Origin of the sequence: Streptomyces sp. NBC_00104 (assembly GCF_045160825.1) — a bacterium.
Classification (GTDB): domain Bacteria; phylum Actinomycetota; class Actinomycetes; order Streptomycetales; family Streptomycetaceae; genus Streptomyces.
In genome coordinates, this window is sequence record NZ_CP108215.1 from 9,008,098 (window position 1) to 9,027,337 (window position 19,240).

General features: G+C 73.5%; 14 protein-coding genes. 11 read left to right on the top strand and 3 right to left on the bottom strand.

Features of this window, described 5'->3' with window-relative positions; genetic code table 11:
• Window positions 1–17: 17 nt before the first annotated feature.
• On the bottom strand, window positions 18–1,046 hold the full coding sequence (locus OG272_RS39465) for an aldo/keto reductase (protein ID WP_326575047.1): 1,029 nt from the start codon (window positions 1,044–1,046) through the stop codon (window positions 18–20).
• A gap of 155 nt (window positions 1,047–1,201) precedes the next feature.
• Here OG272_RS39465 and OG272_RS39470 point away from each other — a divergent pair, with 155 nt between their 5' ends.
• Window positions 1,202–1,873, top strand: a complete 672-nt coding sequence (locus OG272_RS39470; protein ID WP_326575045.1) for a response regulator transcription factor — start codon at window positions 1,202–1,204, stop codon at window positions 1,871–1,873.
• Between the two features lie 138 nt (window positions 1,874–2,011).
• A complete protein-coding gene (locus tag OG272_RS39475; protein ID WP_405896117.1) occupies window positions 2,012–3,202 on the top strand; it encodes a cytochrome P450 in 1,191 nt (396 codons plus the stop codon).
• Window positions 3,203–3,480: 278 nt separating this feature from the next.
• On the opposite strand, the gene OG272_RS39480 is transcribed toward OG272_RS39475, so the two are convergent.
• Window positions 3,481–4,491, bottom strand: coding sequence for a Gfo/Idh/MocA family oxidoreductase (locus OG272_RS39480; protein WP_326575043.1), 1,011 nt, complete (start codon window positions 4,489–4,491; stop codon window positions 3,481–3,483).
• A gap of 129 nt (window positions 4,492–4,620) precedes the next feature.
• On the opposite strand from OG272_RS39480, the gene OG272_RS39485 reads away from it, so the two are divergent.
• The 8 genes from OG272_RS39485 to OG272_RS39520 all read left to right on the top strand — a co-directional run bounded on the left by OG272_RS39485 (window position 4,621) and on the right by OG272_RS39520 (window position 16,537).
• Window positions 4,621–5,358 carry a GntR family transcriptional regulator gene (locus OG272_RS39485; protein WP_326585559.1) on the top strand — a complete coding sequence of 246 codons (738 nt, stop codon included), beginning with the start codon at window positions 4,621–4,623 and terminating at the stop codon, window positions 5,356–5,358.
• 140 nt (window positions 5,359–5,498) lie between these two features.
• On the top strand, window positions 5,499–6,644 hold the full coding sequence (locus OG272_RS39490; protein WP_405895656.1) for an ROK family glucokinase: 1,146 nt from the start codon (window positions 5,499–5,501) through the stop codon (window positions 6,642–6,644).
• Window positions 6,641–7,222, top strand: a complete 582-nt coding sequence (locus OG272_RS39495) for a sugar kinase (protein WP_326575039.1) — start codon at window positions 6,641–6,643, stop codon at window positions 7,220–7,222. The genes OG272_RS39490 and OG272_RS39495 overlap by 4 nt, the downstream gene beginning before the upstream one ends.
• Window positions 7,223–7,364: 142 nt before the next feature.
• Entirely contained in the window at window positions 7,365–10,199 is a 2,835-nt protein-coding gene (locus OG272_RS39500; RefSeq protein ID WP_327727065.1) for an SNF2-related protein, read from the top strand.
• A complete protein-coding gene (locus OG272_RS39505) occupies window positions 10,196–13,297 on the top strand; it encodes an SWIM zinc finger family protein (protein ID WP_405895657.1) in 3,102 nt (1,033 codons plus the stop codon). The genes OG272_RS39500 and OG272_RS39505 overlap by 4 nt, the downstream gene beginning before the upstream one ends.
• A 390-nt stretch (window positions 13,298–13,687) precedes the next feature.
• Complete coding sequence (gene pcaC, locus OG272_RS39510; protein ID WP_326575034.1) at window positions 13,688–14,986, top strand: 4-carboxymuconolactone decarboxylase; 1,299 nt, start codon at window positions 13,688–13,690, stop codon at window positions 14,984–14,986.
• A 76-nt stretch (window positions 14,987–15,062) separates the two neighbouring features.
• Window positions 15,063–15,698: an MBL fold metallo-hydrolase gene (locus tag OG272_RS39515; RefSeq protein ID WP_326575033.1), complete on the top strand. Its 636-nt coding sequence runs from the start codon at window positions 15,063–15,065 to the stop codon at window positions 15,696–15,698.
• A 59-nt stretch (window positions 15,699–15,757) separates the two neighbouring features.
• Window positions 15,758–16,537: an exodeoxyribonuclease III gene (locus OG272_RS39520; RefSeq protein WP_326575031.1), complete on the top strand. Its 780-nt coding sequence runs from the start codon at window positions 15,758–15,760 to the stop codon at window positions 16,535–16,537.
• A 13-nt stretch (window positions 16,538–16,550) separates the two neighbouring features.
• On the opposite strand, the gene OG272_RS39525 is transcribed toward OG272_RS39520, so the two are convergent.
• Entirely contained in the window at window positions 16,551–18,428 is a 1,878-nt protein-coding gene (locus OG272_RS39525) for an SGNH/GDSL hydrolase family protein (protein ID WP_327727063.1), read from the bottom strand.
• A 213-nt stretch (window positions 18,429–18,641) separates the two neighbouring features.
• Between OG272_RS39525 and OG272_RS39530 the strand changes: the two genes are divergently transcribed.
• On the top strand, window positions 18,642–19,091 hold the full coding sequence (locus OG272_RS39530) for a DUF6278 family protein (RefSeq protein WP_326575027.1): 450 nt from the start codon (window positions 18,642–18,644) through the stop codon (window positions 19,089–19,091).
• Window positions 19,092–19,240: the final 149 nt, after the last annotated feature.

Here is a 19,240-nt window from a genome sequence, read left to right on the forward strand (position 1 = left end):
CCACCCGGCCCAGGCTGTCAACCCGTACGCGGCACCACGCGCTGCCCCGCCGACCCGTACACCCACGCCGACGCCTCGTCGATGAAGTCGCCGGGGAAGCCGAGGCGGAAGTCGGTGGTCTCCTCCAGCCGGGCCAGCACCTCCGCGGGGAGGACGAGCCGGGCGGCGCCCAGGTTGTCCATCAGCTGCTCGACGCGGCGGGCGCCGAGGACGGGGTGCACGGCGGGGGAGTGGGCCATGGTCCAGGCGATGGCCACCTGGGCCGGGGTGGCGCCGAGTTCGTCCGCGGCGGTCCGCACGGCCTGCGCCACCGCGCGCTCGCGCTCCCCGATCACCTCGGCGGACAGCCGGGTCGCGGTGCCCGGCGTCACCCCGCCCGGCCGGGTGTACTTGCCCGACAGGACGCCGTTCTGCAGCGGGCTCCAGGCCGCCACCGACATGCCGAACGCCTCCGCCATCGGCAGCAGTTCGCGCTCGATGTCCCGGTTGAGCAGGCTGTACGGCACCTGGAGCGCCGACAGCGGCGACCAACCCCGCCACTCCGCGAGGGTGTTGGCGCGTGAGACCACCCAGGCCGGGGCGTCCGAGATGCCGACGTACAGCACCTTCCCGGACCGTACGGCGTCGTCGAGGGCGCGCATCGTCTCCTCGACCGGGGTGTTCCGGTCCCAGATGTGCACCCAGTAGATGTCGACGTAGTCGGTGCCCAGCCGGCGCAGGCTCGTCTCCAGGGAGAGCGCGAGGTTCTTGCGGTGGTTGCCGGCGGCGTTGGGGTCGGTGCCGTCACGGGAGACGGTGTACTTGGTGGACAGCACGAAACGGTCGCGCCGCCCCTTGAGCAGGTCGCCGACGATCCGCTCGCTCTCCCCACCCCGGTAGTTGACCGCCGTGTCGATCACATTGCCGCCGGCCTCCGCGTACACGTCGAGGATCCGCGCGCACTCCTCGGGGGGCGCCCCCACCCCGCCCTGCTCCCCGAACGTCATGGCGCCCAGGAACAGCTCGGAGACGCGGAGCCCGGTCCGGCCCAGGAGTCGGTAACGCACCTGATTCCTCCGTCAGTTGAAAGCCGTACCGGCCGACACTAACGGGTCGGCCCCCGGCAACGCGGCGGTCCACGACGAAGCGTCATTACGGTAGTGCTCCATGACCGACATCCGAACGGTGGGCCGATGACCGTGCTGCGACGAACGATGGGCCGATGACCGTGATCCGACTGCTCCTCGTCGACGACGACCCCCTCGTGCGCGCCGGACTCTCCTTCATGCTGGGCGGCGCCGACGACATCGAGATCGTGGGCGAGGGCGCCGACGGCGACGAGGTGGACGCCCTCGTCGACCGCACGCGGCCCGACGTCGTCCTCATGGACATCCGGATGCCGACCGTCGACGGTCTCTCGGCCACCGAGCGGCTCCGCGCCCGCGCGGACGCGCCCCAGGTCGTCGTCCTCACCACCTTCCACGCCGACGACCAGGTGCTGCGTGCCCTGCGCGTGGGCGCCGCCGGTTTCGTCCTGAAGGACACCCCGCCCGCCGAGATCGTCGAGGCGGTACGGCGGGTCGCGGCCGGCGACCCCGTGTTCTCGCCGGCCGTCACCCGCCGTCTGATGGCACACGCCGCCGGCAGCGCACCCGACACCCGGCGCGCCACCGCCCGTTCCCGCGTCGCCGCCCTCAACGACCGCGAACGCGAGGTGGCCGTCGCCGTCGGCCGCGGCGCCTCCAACGCCGAGATCGCCGGCGAACTCTTCCTGAGCGTGGCCACCGTCAAGACCCACGTCTCCCGCATCCTCGCCAAACTCGACCTCAACAACCGTGTGCAGATCGCCCTGTTGACGTACGACGCGGGACTGCTGGAGGACGACGGGCGCTAGATCCACCTCCGATACACGCCCTGGCAGACGGGCGCCGGAGGACGGGCCCGGAGGGCGCCGGGCGCGGCCGGGGCGAGGGGCGGGGCACTCGTGGGCGGACCGGCACGTTGTACGGGCGAGGGGGGACTCATGGGACAGATGAAACAGACGAAAGTGATCGATCTGGGGGAGTACGGGCCGAGGTTCACCGAGGACCCGCACCCCGTCTACGCCCAGCTGCGCGAGCGCGGCCCCGTCCACCGGGTCCGGCTGCCGAAGCCCGACGTGCACCAGGAGGTCTGGCTCGTCGTGGGGTACGAGGAGGCGCGGGCGGCGCTCGCCGATCCCCGGCTGGCGAAGGACGGCTCGAAGGTCGGGGTGACGTTCCTCGACGAGGAGCTGATCGGCACGTATCTGCTGGTCGCCGACCCGCCCCAGCACACCCGGCTGCGCGGGCTGATAGCCCGCGAGTTCACCGCGCGCCGGGTCGAGCGGTTGCGGCCGAGGGTTCAGGAGATCACCGACTCGCTGCTGGACACGATGCTGCCGCGGGGCCGCGCCGATCTGGTGGAGTCGTTCGCCTACCCGCTGCCGCTCACCGTCATCTGCGAGCTGCTCGGCGTGCCCGAGTTCGACCGGGCGGCCTTCCGCAAGCTGTCCACGGAGGCGGTGGCCCCGACCAGCGGCGAGAGCGAGCACGAGGCCTACGTCCAACTCGCCGCCTACCTGGGCGAGTTGATCGACGACAAACGCAGCTCCCCGCCCGCCGACGACCTGCTGAGCGCCCTGATCCGCACGACGGACGAGGACGGCGACCGCCTGTCCCCCGCCGAACTGCGCGGCATGGCCTTCATCCTCCTCATCGCCGGCCACGAGACCACGGTCAACCTCGTCACCGGCGCCGTCCACGCGCTCCTCACCCACCCCGGACAACTCGCCCAGGTACGGGCCGACATGAGCCTCGTCGACGCGGTCGTGGAGGAGACGCTGCGCCACGAGGGACCGGTGGAGAACGCGACGTTCCGCTTCGCCGCCGAGCCGCTGGACATCGGCGGCACGACCATCCCGGCGGGCGACTCGGTGATGATCGGCCTGACCGCCGCCGACCGCGACGGCACCCGCTATCCCGCCCCCGACCGCTTCGACATCCACCGCGACACCCGCGGCCACCTCGCCTTCGGCCACGGCATCCACTTCTGCCTCGGCGCGCCCCTGGCCCGTCTGGAGGCCCGTGTGGCCGTCCGCGCCCTCCTGGAACGCTGCCCCGATCTGGCCCTGGACGGCCCACCCGGGGAGTGGATGCCCGGGATGCTCATACGGGGGGTGAGGAGCCTGCCCGTGCGTTGGTGAGGACGACTTTTCGCCCCCGCCGCCCCTACCCGTCCCATCCCTCAGGGGCGGTGCCCCTTCTACCCCCATCCGCGGGTCCGGTGGGGCTTCTCGCGCAGTTCCCCGCGCCCCTTAAAGACACGGCCCTGCGCGCCCCTGGAAAAGCACGGGGCGCAGCCCCTGCTTTTCAGGGGCGCGGGGAACTGCGCGACCAGCCACGACGTACCCGCAGCCGCGACCTCACGCGGAACCGTCCGGCCCGGGGCGAAACCCTGCGGGCCGGGCCGGAGGCCAGGGCGCTACTCCCGGCCGCCCGGAATCTCGCCCAGGTTCACCGGCCGGTGTTCCCGCCGGGACAGCTCGCACGCCTCGGCGACCCGGAGCGCCTGGAGTGCCTCCCGGCCGTCGCACGGGTTCGCCCGCTCCCCGCGCACCACCTCGACGAACGCGGCGATCTCCGCCTCGTAGGCGGCGGCGAAACGCTCCAGGAAGCCGGTCCACGGCTTGTCGGCGGGCGGTGGCCCCTTCGGCTCCGTGGACGCGACCGGCGTACGGTCGTCCAGCCCGACCACCACGGTGTCCAGCTCGCCGGCCAGCTCCAGGCGTACGTCGTACCCGGCGCCGTTCACCCGCGCCGCCGTGGCCGTGACCAGCGTGCCGTCCTCCAGCGTGAGCACGGCGGCCGCCGTGTCGAGGTCGTGCGCCTCCCGGAACATCGGGTGCCCGACGTCCGACCCGGTGGCGTACACCGTGGCGACCTCGCGCCCCGTCACCCACCGCACGATGTCGAAGTCGTGGATCAGACAGTCCCGGTAGATCCCGCCGGAGACCGGCAGGTACGCCGCGGGCGGCGGCGTCTGATCGGCCGTGAGCGCCCGTACGGTGTGCAGCCGTCCGAGCCGGCCCGCGCGTACGGCTTCCCGCGCGGTGACATAGCCGGAGTCGAAGCGCCGCTGGAAGCCCATCTGCAGCACCGTCCCGGCCGCGTCGACCTCGGTCAACGCGCTTAAGGTGCCGGGCAGGTCCACGGCGATGGGTTTCTCGCAGAACACCGGGAGGCCCGAGCGTGCTGCCCGACCGATCAGTTCGCCATGGGCCGAGGTCGCGGCCGTTATGACCACGGCGTCCACACCCCAGGTGAAGATCTCGTCCACGCCCGGTGCCACCGTCTCGCCGAGGCGGTCCGCGAGGTCATGGGCCCGAGCCGGGTCGACGTCCGTGATGATCAGAGAGCCGACATCACGATGCCGGCTGAGGGTGGTCGCGTGAAACGTCCCGATGCGACCTGCCCCGATGAGTCCGATGCGCATGGGAAACAAAGTGGGGTCGCACCTGCCGCCGTGTCAATGGTTTGTCCGGACAACCGAACTACGCAACTTCCCGTCACCCAGCACCGGGGCTACGCTCGGCCCGTGCCGAAACCAGAAGTGGCTCCGACCGTGTCGCTCCAGCTCAGCGTCGACCGCAGCAGTCCGGTCCCGCTCTACTTCCAGCTGTCCCAGCAGCTGGAGGCCGCGATCGAGCACGGCGAGCTGACCCCGGGCAGTCTGCTGGGCAACGAGATCGAACTGGCCGCCCGCCTCGGCCTGTCCCGCCCGACCGTCCGCCAGGCCATCCAGTCACTCGTCGACAAGGGCCTGCTCGTACGCCGCCGCGGCGTGGGCACCCAGGTCGTCCACAGCCAGGTCAAACGGCCTCTGGAGCTCAGCAGTCTCTACGACGACCTGGAGGCCGCCGGCCAGCGCCCGGCCACCCGCGTCCTCCACAACGCCACCGTCACCGCCTCCGCCGAGGTCGCCGCAGCCCTCGCCGTCGCGGAGGGCAGCGAAGTCCACCGCATCGAGCGACTCCGTCTGGCCCACGGCGAGCCCATGGCCTACCTCTGCAACTACCTTCCCACCGACCTCCTCGACCTCGACTCCCCCCAGCTGGAAGCCACCGGTCTCTACCGCCTCATGCGCTCCGCGGGCATCACCCTCCACAGCGCCCGCCAGACGATCGGCGCGAAGTCGGCGACGCCGGAGGAAGCCGACCGCCTCGGCGAACCCGCGAACGCCCCCCTTCTCACCATGCAGCGCACGACCTTCGACGACACGGGACGAGCGGTCGAATACGGCACCCACATCTACCGAGCGTCGCGCTATTCGTTTGATTTCCAACTCCTGGTGAGGTCGTGAGCGAGGGGCGCCCCCTGCGCCTTCAAGGGGTGCGGGGAACCGCGCGACCAGCCCCCACCGGACCCGCACCCGAAAAACAACCGATCGCACCCCACGCCCCCACGCCCCACCCAGCGGAGCGTTAAGGCAGAATCGGTCCGATGAGCACTTACCGCGACTTCACCCACCGCGGCTCCGCGCGGGCCACCGTCCTGCGGACCGTGGGAACGCGCGAGCGCCGCTCCCACCTGACGGCCCCCCGCGTCCCCACCGTCGGTATCGACATCGGCGGCACGAAGGTGATGGCGGGCGTCGTGGACGCCGACGGCAACATCCTGGAGAAGCTCCGCACGGAGACCCCGGACAAGTCGAAGAGCCCCCAGGTCGTCGAGGACACCATCACGGAACTGGTCCTGGACCTCTCCGACCGGCACGACGTGCACGCCGTCGGCATCGGCGCCGCCGGCTGGGTGGACGCGGACCGCAACCGCGTGCTGTTCGCCCCCCACCTGTCCTGGCGCAACGAGCCGCTGCGCGACCGCCTCGCCGGCCGGCTCGCGGTGCCGGTCCTGGTCGACAACGACGCCAACGCCGCCGCCTGGGCCGAGTGGCGCTTCGGCGCCGGCCGCGACGAGGACCACCTGGTCATGATCACGCTCGGCACCGGCATCGGCGGCGCGATCCTGGAGGACGGCCAGGTCAAGCGCGGCAAGTTCGGCGTCGCGGGCGAGTTCGGCCATATGCAGGTCGTGCCCGGCGGCCACCGCTGCCCGTGCGGCAACCGCGGCTGCTGGGAGCAGTACAGCTCAGGAAACGCCCTGGTCAGGGAGGCCCGCGAACTCGCGGCGGCCGACTCCCCGGTGGCGTACGGGATCATCGAGCACGTCAAGGGGAACATCGCCGACATCACCGGACCGATGATCACCGAGCTGGCCCGCGAGGGCGACGCGATGTGCATCGAACTGCTCCAGGACATCGGCCAGTGGCTCGGCGTCGGCATCGCCAACCTGGCCGCCGCCCTCGACCCGTCCTGCTTCGTCATCGGCGGCGGTGTCTCGGCCGCCGACGACCTGCTGATCGGCCCGGCCCGGGACGCCTTCCGCCGCCACCTCACCGGACGCGGCTACCGCCCCGAGGCCCGGATCGCGCGCGCCCAGCTCGGGCCCGAGGCCGGCATGGTGGGCGCCGCCGACCTCGCGAGACTCGTCGCCCGCCGCTTCCGCCGCGCCAACCGGCGCCGGGTGGAGCGGTACGAGCGTTACGCGCGGTACGTGGAGGCCCGTCGCACCCCCCAGGACTCCGCGTGACCGCCTCGGTGCCGCATCAGGGCTCCTCCCCGGAGGAGCCGGAGCGGCCCACCGAGAACCGCCGCCACCGGAACCGCCGCCGGGCGATCACTCTGGCGATCATCGTGCTGCTCATCGGCGTACCCGCCGGCTATCTGGTGATCTCCGCCAACCAGAGCCGCGACAGCGGCAAGGACAAGGAGAAGAAGTACTCGGCGACCGGCCTCACCGCCCACTGGCCCTCCCGGGTCCAGCAACGCCTCTACCAGGTGCCGATCCCGCCGTACTCCAAGCACGTCGCGTACTACGAGACGAACAACTGGAAGACCAGCCGTCTCTACGTGCAGTTCTATACGAGCAACGAGGGCCTGGAGAGCTTCCTCAACCAGATCGGCGTCAGCACGGGCGACCTGGACGACGACGAGATCGCGATCCACTCCCGCGACCGGCGGATCGTCGGCTGGGACTTCACCGGCACCGGCCCCTGGTACGGCCTCGTCAACGACCAGAAGAACCCCGCACCCACCCACGACATCGTCGTGAACCGGTCCAACCCGGACCATCCGATGGTGTACGTGGTGTCGCGAACCGTACCCTGACCAGGGAAGACCCCGAGGCGGGCGGGCGTGCGCCCGGTCGCCGGGGCCGATTGTCGGACCCCGCCCGTAGAGTCGGAGACAGCTGATCGGAGCCGGACCCAGGACGGCTCCTCCGACCGAAGGGCGGGAGGTGACCGGACGTATGCGGGACAGAGCTGTTCCCGAGGCCGATGAGGCCGTCCCCGCGCGGACGGCCGTCCCCGTCCGGCTGGCCGCCGTCTTCCTGCCGGCCCCGCTGCCCCGCCACGGCCGGTTCGCCTTCTGGGACCCGGCGGGCGGGGAGCCGCCACCGGGAGACACCGAGGACCTCACGGTCGTCCGACAGCACGGCTCAGGAGCCCGCAGGGGCACCGTCCCGGCCGTGTGCCTGCCGGTCGCCGAAGCCCTCCCCCTGCTCGCCCGGGCCCGGCGCGACCCCGCCGCCCACCCCGCCACGGCCTGCTGGGGCGCGGCCGCGCTGCACGCGCTGCGCCTGATCGCCCGGGGACGGCTGCTGCCCGGACTGACCCCCGAGGGGTACGACGCGTGGCGGGCGGGCCCGCTCGACCCGGACGACATCGCGCACCTCAGGGCCGTCGCCGCGGCACTGCCGTACGAGGGCCACGCGGTCCCGCTGCCCGGCAAGGGACCACTGCGGCTCCCCGAGCCGGAGCCGCTCATGCGGTCCTTCCTGGACGCGGTCGCCGACACGCTGCCACGCGGCCCGGCGGCGCCGTACGTCTCCGGGAAACCGTTCGCGGCGCACGCCGGACAGCGGCTGCCGCACGCGCGAGACTGGGCGGCCGAGGTGGCCGCCGGCATGGACGCGGGCGTCCGTATCTCCCTGCGGCTCGACCTCGCGGCACACGACCTCTTCGACGACAGCGAGGGGGCCCTGCGGGCGGGCGCGGCCGTCGTCCAGGTGCACAGCCTCGCCGACCCCACCCTCGTCGTCGACGCGGCGGCACTGTGGGCGGGTGACGCGGACCACGCCTTCGGGCCACGCGCGCGCGTGGACGCCGCCCTCGCCGTACGACGAGCCGCCCGCGTCTGGCCGCCCCTGGACCGGCTGTCCGAGCAGGACGTCCCCGATGTCCTCGCGCTCTCCGAGGACGAGCTGTCCGACCTGCTCGGCGTCGCCGCCACCCGGCTCGGCGCGGCAGGCGTCGCGGTCCACTGGCCCCGGGACCTGGCCCACGACCTGAGCGCCCGCGCCGAGGTACGCCCGGCGCCCGGCTCCGCCACGGACGGCACCGGCTTCTTCGAGAGCGAGGAACTGCTGTGCTTCCGCTGGCAGTTGGCGCTCGGCGGCGACCCGCTCACCGAGACCGAGATGGACACCCTCGCCGAGGCCCACCGCCCGATCGTCCGCCTCCGCGACCAGTGGGTCCTCGTCGACCCGGCCCTCGTCCGCAAGGCCCGCAAACGCGAACTGGGCCTGCTCGACCCGGTGGACGCCCTGGCCGTGGCCCTCACCGGCACCGCCGAGGTCGACGGCGAGACGGTGGAAGCGGTACCGGCCGGTGCGCTGGCGGCCCTCCGCGACCGTCTGACGGCGGGCATCGGCCCGGTCGACCCGCCCCCGGGCCTCGCGGCCACTCTCCGCGACTACCAACTCCGGGGCCTGGCCTGGCTGGACCTCATGACCTCCCTCGGCCTCGGCGGCTGTCTCGCCGACGACATGGGCCTCGGCAAGACGATCACGGTCATCGCCCTGCACCTGCGCCGGGCCCGCCCCGAACCCACCCTGGTCGTCTGCCCCGCCTCCCTGCTGGGCAACTGGCAGCGCGAGATCGCCCGCTTCGCCCCCGGTGTGCCCGTGCGCCGCTTCCACGGCCCCGACCGCACCCTGGACGACCTCGCCGACGGCTTCGTCCTCACCACCTACGGCACGATGCGCTCGACGGCCCCACGCCTCGCCCAGCAGGAGTGGGGCATGGTCGTCGCCGACGAGGCCCAGCACGTGAAGAACCCCTACTCGGCGACGGCGAAGGCCCTGCGTACGATCCCCACCCCCGCCCGTGTCGCCCTGACCGGCACCCCCGTCGAGAACAATCTCTCCGAACTCTGGGCCCTGCTCGACTGGACGACCCCGGGCCTGCTGGGCCCCCTGAAGTCCTTCCGCGCCCGTCACGCCCGCGCCGTGGAGAACGGCGAGGACGCGGAGGCGGTGACCCGTCTCGCCCGCCTGGTCCGCCCCTTCCTCCTCCGCCGCAAGAAGTCCGACCCGGGCATCGTCCCCGAACTCCCGCCCAAGACCGAGACCGACCACCCCGTCCCCCTCACCCGCGAACAGGCCGCCCTGTACGAGGCTGTCGTGCGCGAGTCGCTGCTGGCCATCGAGACGGCGGAGGGCATCGCCCGCCGGGGTCTGGTCCTGAAGCTCCTCGGCGCCCTGAAGCAGATCTGCGACCATCCGGCGCTGTATCTGAAGGAGGAGGCCGCTGCCGCCGCGGACCGGTTCGCCGCCCGCTCCGGCAAAATGGCCCTGCTGGACGAGCTGTTGGACACGCTCCTGTCCGAGGACGGCTCGGCGCTGGTCTTCACCCAGTACGTCGGCATGGCCCGCCTGATCACCGCGCACCTCGCCGCCCGCGCGGTCCCGGTCGAACTGCTCCACGGCGGCACGCCGGTCACGGACCGCGAACACATGGTGGACCGCTTCCAGAGCGGGGCGACGCCGGTCCTGGTCCTGTCCCTGAAGGCGGCCGGCACCGGCCTGAACCTCACCCGCGCCGGACATGTCGTCCACTTCGACCGCTGGTGGAACCCGGCCGTCGAGGAACAGGCCACCGACCGTGCCTACCGCATCGGCCAGACCCAGCCCGTCCAGGTCCACCGGCTCATCACCGAGGGCACCGTCGAGGACCGCATCGCCGAGATGCTGGAAGCCAAGCGGGCCCTCTCCGACGCCGTTCTCGGATCCGGCGAGGCGGCCCTCACGGAACTGACGGACCGGGAGCTGACCGACCTGGTGTCGTTGCGGAGATCGGCGTGAGCGGGGGACAGGGGACGCCGGAGGGCGCGGCGGGGCGCGCCGGGGAAGGCGTGCGGGCCGGGGAAGAGACCGCGGGCGGGGCTCGGCTGCCCGCGGGAGAGGACGCCGAGGAGCTGGCGAGTCTTCGGGAGGAGACCGACGGGGTGTCCCTGTCCAGCGAGGTGGAGGCGGCAGCGCCCAGGGAGCCCAGGGACACGGACGGGCCGGATTCCGGTGTCGGCTCCCGGCCCGCCGACGCGGCCCGCCGGGCCTTGCGCGCGGCGCGGGAACGGGACCGGCACGAGGCCGAGACCGGTGACCGACGCGGTTCGGGCTCCGCGGCGGCTGCCGGTGGAGCGGGGCCGAAGGGTGCGTCCGGGGCTCGGACAGCCGCGCAGGCCGCCGCCCGGCCGGGTGACGTGGCGCGGGAGGCGTTGCGGAGGGCCGCGGAGTCCAGGGCGGCCGGACTCGAGGAGGCGGCGGGGGAGCGGGGCGCTGCCGAGCCGGCGACGGGCGGGGCTCCGGGTGGGTGGGCGGCGGAGCGCGCTTCTGCCGAGCCGACAGGCGCCCCGCTCGGTGCGGGGCTCGCGCCCGCCGGCCGGGCCGGTGAGGTGGACGAGCTCGGCGCCCGTCCTGGCGGGGAGCCCCCGGCAGGTGCCCGGACGGGTGACGGAACCGAGCCTGGTGCGCGGCCCCGTGAGGAGACCGGGGCGGGTGCTCGCACCGAGGAGAGCACCAACCCTGGCGCCCGCCCCGGCGACATCGCGCGCGAGGCGTTGCGCGCCGCACGCGATGCGGCCGAGCGGGCCCGTGCCGAGGCGGAGGGCACTCGTGCCGAGGCCCCCGGCAAGGGGGGCCGGGTCTCGCGGCGGTCAGCTGGTCCGCCGTCGCCCAACCGGCCGCAGGAGTCGCGAGGGACCCTCGGTGGTGCCGGTGGTGCCGGTGGTGCCGGTGGTGCCGGTGGTGCCGGCGGCGACCGGACGACGGGAAGCCGGGAAACGGGAAGCCGGGCCTCGGGGGACGCCCTGGGAGGCCGGGCCTTGGGAGGTGTCCCCGAAGAGCGTGCCCCAGAGGGTGCCCCCGGGGACGGAGCTTCGGGAAGCCGGGTCCGGGACGTACGCGAACTGCTCGTCGACGCCTTCACGTTGCCCTCCGAGGAGCCGGAACCCGACGAGACCTCGACCATGGGCGCGGACACCGAGCGGGGCGGTGGCGGCGGGGCAGCGGCGGGCGAGGACAGCGAGCCGCCGCCGCAGCGCGAGGCCGGGATCCGCGACCGCGCGCCCCGTGGCCCCGTCGTCGATGCCCGCACCACGCACGACCCGTCCACCGACGCAGGCGGTCCCTCCGCGCGGCGGGAAGCCTCCTCGGCCGTACCCGACGCGGAGGCCGTCCCCGGGCCGGGTGCCGGACGGCACGACTCACCCAACGCCCCGTCATCCGGAGCCGGTCGGCGAGCCTCGCAGGCCCTCGCGTCCCTGAGCGACGGCAGCCCCGCTGCCGACCCCGCCGACGCCGACCGGTCCCGCGGCGACCGGTCCGGCGCCCCGTGGCCGGACGCCCCCTCGACCCCTCGCGTCCCCCGCACCATGGCCGCGCCCTCCCGGGACGGTGAACTGCGGCGTACCTTCCGCCCGTTCCCGTCGCGCCCCTCGGCCGGGGAGGCGTTCGCGGAGAGCTGGTGGGGCAACGCGTGGGTGGCGGCTCTGGAAGAGGGCGCGTTGGACGCGGCGCGGCTGGCGCGTGGGCGGGCGTACGCCGACAAGGGGCACGTGGACGCGATCACCGTCACACCGGGCCTGGTGCTGGCGTACGTACATGGCAGCAGGCCTCGGCCGTACCGGGTGCAGCTCCGCCTGCGGACTCTGGACGACGACGAATGGGACCGCTTCCTGGACGCGGCGGCGGAGCAACCGGGCCACATCGCCGCGCTGTTGGACAAGGAACTGCCGCACACTCTCGCTGGGGCTGGGTCCGGAGCCGCCCCCGAAGGGGGACGTAGAGCTGGAAGCGAACCCGGGCTTGGTTTCGAACCCGGGCCGGGGCCCGAAGCCGGTTCAGAAGGCGGACCGGGGACCGAGGCCGGACCGGGGACCGAAGCAGGACCGGGGACCGAAGCCGGACCGGGACCGCAAGCCGGAGCCGGAGCCGCAGCAGGCCGTGGAACCGGTCCCGCTGCGGGTCCTGGCGCCGGCCCCGCAGCAGGCGTCGGCTCCGGGCGCGGGGTGGGAGTCGGGCGGGGCGTGCGGCTGTTGCCGGGGCCCGGGGAGCTCGAACCCCGTTGCAGCTGCCCCGACTTCGGGCACCCGTGCAAGCACGCGGCCGCGCTCTGCTATCAGACGGCGCGACTGCTGGACGAGGACCCGTTCGTGCTGTTGCTGCTGCGGGGCCGGGGCGAGCGGGACGTGCTCGACGCGTTGTCGCGGCGGAACGCGGCCCGTGCGGCGCGGGCCGCGCAGGAGCAGGAACCCGCGCCGCTGCCCGGTGTTCCGGCCCGCGACGCCCTCGCCCCGCGCAGCCTCCCGCCGTTGCCCGCCCCGCTGCCCCCGCCGCCGCACCCGGAACAGCCGCCGGTGTACCCGGGCGCACCGGGCGGCCCCGACCCGTTCGCGTTGGACCAGCTGGCCACCGACGCGGCGGCCCGCGCGCACGCGCTGCTCACCACGGGACACGACCCGGTGGCCGAACTGACGCTGTGGCAGGACGCGGTACGGCTCGCCGCCGCCCGCCCCGGCTCCGGTCTCACCGCCACGACCCGCGCCCTCTACTCCTCCCTGGCCGCAGCCACCGGGCGCCCCCCGGCGGACCTGGCGCGCGCGGTGGCCGCCTGGCGGCAGGGCGGCCTCGAAGGCCTGGCCGTCCTGGAGGAACCCTGGGACCCCCCGGCCGGCCGCTTCGACCGCGCCCGCCCCCTGCTGCTCGCCGCCGACCTCCCAGCCTTCCGCCCCTGGCGCAACCACCTCACCCACCCCCGCGGCCACGTCCAACTCCGCCTCGGCCGCGACGGCCTCTGGTACGCGTACGAGTCCGAACCGGGCCACGACGACTGGTGGCCGAGAGGCATACCGGACCTCGACCCGGTGGGCGCGCTGACGGGCCTGGGAGCCACGGACGACTGACGGCGACGAGCACGGGCTCCCGGGCCCGGACGCCCGACCGCTCGCCCCGCCACCTCCCCCAGCCGAAGACAGCGACGCGACCCCCGTCACCGAACCCCGCCCCCCGACGCGAGACGCGAGACGCGAGACGCGAGACGCGAGACGCGAGACGCGAGACGCGAGACGCGAGACGCGAGACGCGAGACACGAGACACGAGACGCGAGACGCGAGACACGCGGGGATATTTGTTCGATGTCCTCGTCGGTCGTCCCGCGCAGGCGGTATGCCCGGCCTGTGACCTGCGCTCCGGTGAAGACGGTGTGAGAGTTGCCCGCTGATGTTCGGGAGTCGTCCGGGCGTATTCGGGGGCCTGGGACCGAGCACCAAGGATGGGACGTTAGCGTGGAGCGGTGAGTGAGACGCAGATCCCCGCCCTCCAGTACCGGTTCGACGGGCCGGACGACGCCCCGGTCCTGATCCTCGGGCCCTCGCTCGGCACGACCTGGCACATGTGGGACCGCCAGGTCCCGGAACTGACCAAACAGTGGCGGATCTTCCGCTTCGACCTGCCGGGCCACGGCGGCGCGCCCGCGTACCCCGGCGGCTCGGTCACCGAGTTGGCCGCCCGCCTGCTGGCCACGCTCGACGCCGTCGGCGTGCAGCGCTTCGGCTACGCGGGCTGCGCGCTGGGCGGCGCCATCGGGGCCGAACTCGCGCTGCGCCACCCCGAACGCCTCGCCTCCCTCGCGCTGATCGCCGCCTCGCCCCGCTTCGGCACGGCCGACGAGTTCCGTCAGCGCGGGGTGATCGTCCGGACGAACGGTCTCGACCCGATCGCCCGGACGTCCCCGGACCGCTGGTTCACCGGCGGGTTCGCGGCGGCGCAGCCCGCGATCACCGAGTGGGCCGTGCAGATGGTCCGCACCACCGACCCCGGCTGCTACATCGCCGCCTGCGAGGCGCTCGCCTCGTTCGACGTCCGCGCCGAGCTCGGCCGCATCGGTGTCCCCACACTGGTCCTCGTCGGCTCCGACGACCAGGTCACCGGCCCCGCCGAGGCCCGCACGCTCGTCGCGGGCATCCCGGACGCCCGGCTCGCCGTCGTCCCCGGCGCCTCGCACCTCGTGCCGGTCGAGCAGCCCGCCGCGGTCACCGACCTCCTCGTCCGCCACTTCTCCACGGCCTGGCAGCCCGCCTACGACTCCACCACCGGCCAGGTCGCCATCCCGGCGGCCCCGGTCAAACCGGCCCTCGCCGCCGTCCCGCCGCAGAGCGGACCGGTCGCCGAGATCGCCCCGGCCGCCGTCCAGCCCGAGGCGCTGGGGAGACCGGACCCGTACGACACCGGCCTCAAGGTCCGCCGCGAGGTGCTCGGCGACGCGCACGTCGACCGGGCGCTGGCCTCGGCGGACGAGTTCTCCGGCGACTTCCAGGAGTTCATCACCCGCTACGCCTGGGGCGAGATCTGGGACCGGCCCGGCCTCGACCGCCGCTCCCGCAGCTGCGTCACGCTGACCGCCCTCGTCGCCGGCGGACACCTGGACGAACTCGCCTTCCACACCCGCGCCGCCCTCCGCAACGGCCTCACCCCGAACGAGATCAAGGAAGTCCTCCTCCAGGCCGCCGTCTACTGCGGGGTGCCGGCCGCGAACAGCGCGTTCCGGGTGGCCCAGCAGGTCATCCGCGAGGAGACCACGCCCGAGGAGTGACCGGGCGACGGGCCCGGCTATCAGGGGCCCGGCCACCAGGGGGCGGGGCACCGGTGGCCGGGGGCAGGATGGACCCATGAAGCTCACGAAGAAGTCGCACGCCTGCGTCCGTCTGGAGAAGGACGGACGCACGCTCGTCATCGACCCGGGCGGGTTCAGCGAGGAGGACGCCGCGGCCGGCGCGGACGCCGTCCTGGTGACGCACGAGCATCCCGACCACTTCGACGAAGGACGGCTGCGGACGGCCCTGGAGGGCAACCCGGCCGCCGAGATCTGGACGCTGCGCTCGGTCGCCGAGAAGATCTCCGCCGCCTTCCCGGGCCGGGTCCACACCGTCGGCCACGGCGACACGTTCACCGCCGCCGGGTTCGACGTCCAGGTCCATGGCGAGCTCCACGCCGTCATCCACCCGGAGATCCCGCGCATCACCAACGTCGGCTACCTCGTCGACGGCGGCCGTGTCTTCCACCCCGGCGACGCCCTCACCGTCCCCGACCACGCCGTCGAGACGCTGATGCTCCCCGTCATGGCCCCCTGGAGCAAGATCTCCGAGGTCATCGACTACGTCCGGGAGGTCGGGCCCCAGCGCGCGTACGACATCCACGACGCGCTCCTCACCGACCTCGCCCGCCCCATCTACGACCGCCAGATCGGTGCCCTGGGCGGGGCGGAGCACCTGCGCCTGGCCCCCGGCACCTCGGCGGACGTCTGAGAGCGGCCACTCCCCGGGCGGGACCGGCGTTGTCGGACCCGCCCGGTAGGTTGTGAGGCATGCGCATCGCGACCTGGAACGTGAACTCGATCACCGCCCGCCTCCCGCGGCTCCTGGCCTGGCTGGAGAGCAGCGGCACGGACGTGCTCTGCCTCCAGGAGGCCAAGATCGCCGAGGACGGCTTCCCGTCCGACGCCCTGCGCGAAGCGGGCTACGAGGCGGCCGTGCACGCGACGGGCCGGTGGAACGGCGTGGCGGTGATCTCCCGCGTCGGCATCGAGGACGTGGTCAAGGGCCTGCCCGGCGACCCCGGCTACGACGGCGTCGTGGAGCCCCGCGCGATCTCCGCGACCTGCGGCCCGGTCCGCGTCTGGTCGGTGTACGTGCCGAACGGCCGCGAGGTCGACCACCCGCACTACGCGTACAAGCTCCAGTGGTTCGAGGCCCTCAAGGCCGCCGTCGCGGGCGACGCGGCCGGCAGTCGCCCCTTCGCCGTCATGGGCGATTACAACGTGGCGCCGACGGACGACGACGTGCACGACGTCGCCGCCTTCGAGGGCCTCACCCATGTCACCCCCGCCGAGCGCGCCGCCCTCGCCTCCCTCCGCGAGGCCGGCCTCTCCGACGTCGTCCCCCGCCCCCTCAAGTACGAGCACCCGTTCACGTACTGGGACTACCGCCAGCTCTGCTTCCCGAAGAACCGAGGCATGCGCATCGACCTCGTCTACGGCAACGAGCCGTTCGCCAAGGCGGTGACCGACTCGTACGTGGACCGGGAGGAGCGCAAGGGCAAGGGCGCGTCGGATCACGCGCCGGTCGTGGTGGACCTGGAGGTGTAGTTCACCCGGGTCGTCACAGCAGGCGGAGGTCGACCGATTCGGCCAGCGCCGCCAGCCCCGTTTCGTTCGGATGCAGATGGTCCCCGCTGTCGTACGCGGGAAGCAGCCGAGCCGGACTCCCCGGGTCCCGGAGCACCGCGTCGAAGTCGAGGACTCCGTCGAACTCCTCGCTGCCTCGGATCCACTCGTTCACCGCGACCCGCTGGGCGTCGGCGGCGGCCGTGCAGCGGGTCTCGCCCTCGCAGGGCGCGATCGTCGCCACGAGCATGCGCAGGCCCCGCTCGTGTCCCCGGGCCGCGATCTCCCGCAGTCCGGCGACGACCTCGCCCGCCGTCGCACCCCAGCGGACGTCGTTGACGCCCTCGAAGACCACGACGGTACGGGCGGAGGTCTGGGCGAGGACATCACGGTCCAGGCGGTGCAGGGCGCTCACGCCGCCGGTGTCGGTGGAGACGCCGTCGCCGGGATAGCGGTCGGTGACCACCCGGTTCGCCGAGATCCCCTGGTTGAGGACGCCGTAGCGCGGGATCTCCTCCTGGCTCCGCAGTCGCCCGGCCAGCACGTCCGGCCACCGCCGGTTCGCGTCGGCCGTCGTCTTCTCCCCGTCGGTGATCGAGTCCCCGAGGAGCACGACGGAGCCCGGCCCGCCGCCCACGTCCACGCCGGTCAGCAGCGGCCAGGTGGTGAGCGTCGAGGCGTACGCCGCCGCCGAGCGGTCGCCCGCGTGGTCGCCCGGTTCGCTGACGTACGACGTCTGCTGGGCGAGCCGGTGCACGGGCGCGGCCGTCACGGTTCCCGGCAGATGGAAGCTCACCAGGAGATTGGCGCCCGGGGGCACCTCGAAGCCCAGCGGGTCGCTGAACGCCTGTGCGCCGGCCGGGATCTCGGTGCCCGCCGCACCCCGGAAGGACAGCGGCACCGGCGCGCTGCGGGCGGTCGCGCCCGTCGCCTGCAGGGCCACCGTCGCGCTCCCCACCCGTACCGGCGCCGACGCGAAGGTGTTGTCGAGCCGGATCCGTACCCGGGGCCCGCCCGCCGAGGTGTGGACGACGAGCCGCAGCGTCCGGTCGGTCCAGGGGCCCACGGCCGTGTAGCCGGAGGTGGAGGCGGCCCAACCGCCGGTCCAGCCGCGCGACTCGGGGCGCACGGACAGGGCGAAGACATGGACGTCCCGGTTGCGCGGCAGGGTCACCGAGGCGACCTCGCGACCCCGGGCGATCGGGACGGTGACGACGTACAGGCGTGCCTTCTCGGTGAGTTGACCGTCGGGCGTGTTGATGTGGGGGAGGGCCACGGCCTTGGTCGCGAGCGGGCCGGTGCGCCAGTCGGGCGCCGTGAGGCGGTACGGGGAGCGGGTGCCGTTCGTGTAGCGGACCGTGCCGGTGCCGGTCGCGGCGCCACATGGCTCCGCCGCAGAGGCGCTGGAGCCGGTGTCGAGAACACGACCGTGCTCAGCCCTTCGGGCCTCCGCGCGCTCGTGCCCTCGACACTGGCGCGCCTCCGCAGCTCCGCGGGCGCCGCCCGTGGCGGCGACGAGGAAGGCGAGGGCGTCGCCCCGGCCCCGTACGCGTACGGACTGGCCGGCGGCGCGTACGTTGTCGGGCTCGCCCGCCGTGCGGCGCGGCCAGGTCAGGCGCGCGCCCTGGACGGTCAGCGCACGCCCGGGCGTCCACCCCGCACCCGCCAGATCGGCGGCGGAGAGAGAACCACCGGAGCCGTCGAAGTCGGCCTCGCCCGGCCGGGCGTCCTCGCTGACCGCCCGGTTGTCGAAGAGGCGTTCCAGCGGCGCCGGTTCAGACGCTCCGTCGGCGGCGGCCCGAGCCGAGGCGACGGGTGCGACCGTCGCCAAGAGTGCCAGTACGACGGCCGTTCCCCAGACGCGTCGGCGCACGCGCGCCCCCTCCCGCTCGCTGATGACCTGATGGAGACGATGACGACGGATGCGGCATCGGTACAACGATGAGACGACAGATGCGCCATGAAGCTAAAGAGGCGTCAGGAACCCGTCAATGAGGCGTGCGCGAACTGCGAACAAACTCCCGGCGAACAAGCGGTCCCCGCGCGCCTGTGGTGCGAAGGGTGACGCGGATGACACGCTGAGCACATGAACATCTCTTTCCTGGGCAACTGGCGCAAGAGGCGTGACCCCGCTTTCGGGGTCGCGGTGTTCACCGGCGGCGACGGAGACGACGACGGTCACGAGGGACTCGCCGAACTTCTCTCCGAATGTGAACTGCTGCGCGCGCAGGCCGCGCGGTCCGGTGTCGAACTCGACGACTCCGCGGCCTCGTTGGAAGCGCTCGACCAGCTCGTCCCGCTCTGGCGCGACGACGAGGAGACCCTGGCCTGGCTCGGGAACGACGCCGGGCTCTACCTGGGCACGGTCGTCGTACGGACCGTCCCGGGTGCCCGCTGGGAGATCTGGCCCCATGGCCAGCCGGTGGTGCGCCTTTTGTCCGGCCGTGAGATCGACGTGGTCGAGGCGGGCCAGGAGTGGGCGGCCACCGGTGCGCCGGAACTCTCCCAGCTGTACGCCGAGGTCGCGGAGGGGTGACGGCCTTCCGCGCTGGATCCGCACGGTCTTCCGCGCCGGATTCCGTACTGTCCTCCGCACCGCCTTCGGGCGTGGCCGATTCCTGAAAATACGGCTAATCCATGACCGTGCGTGTCGTGTACGGGGGCCCCTTCCCGCCGGATAGTTTG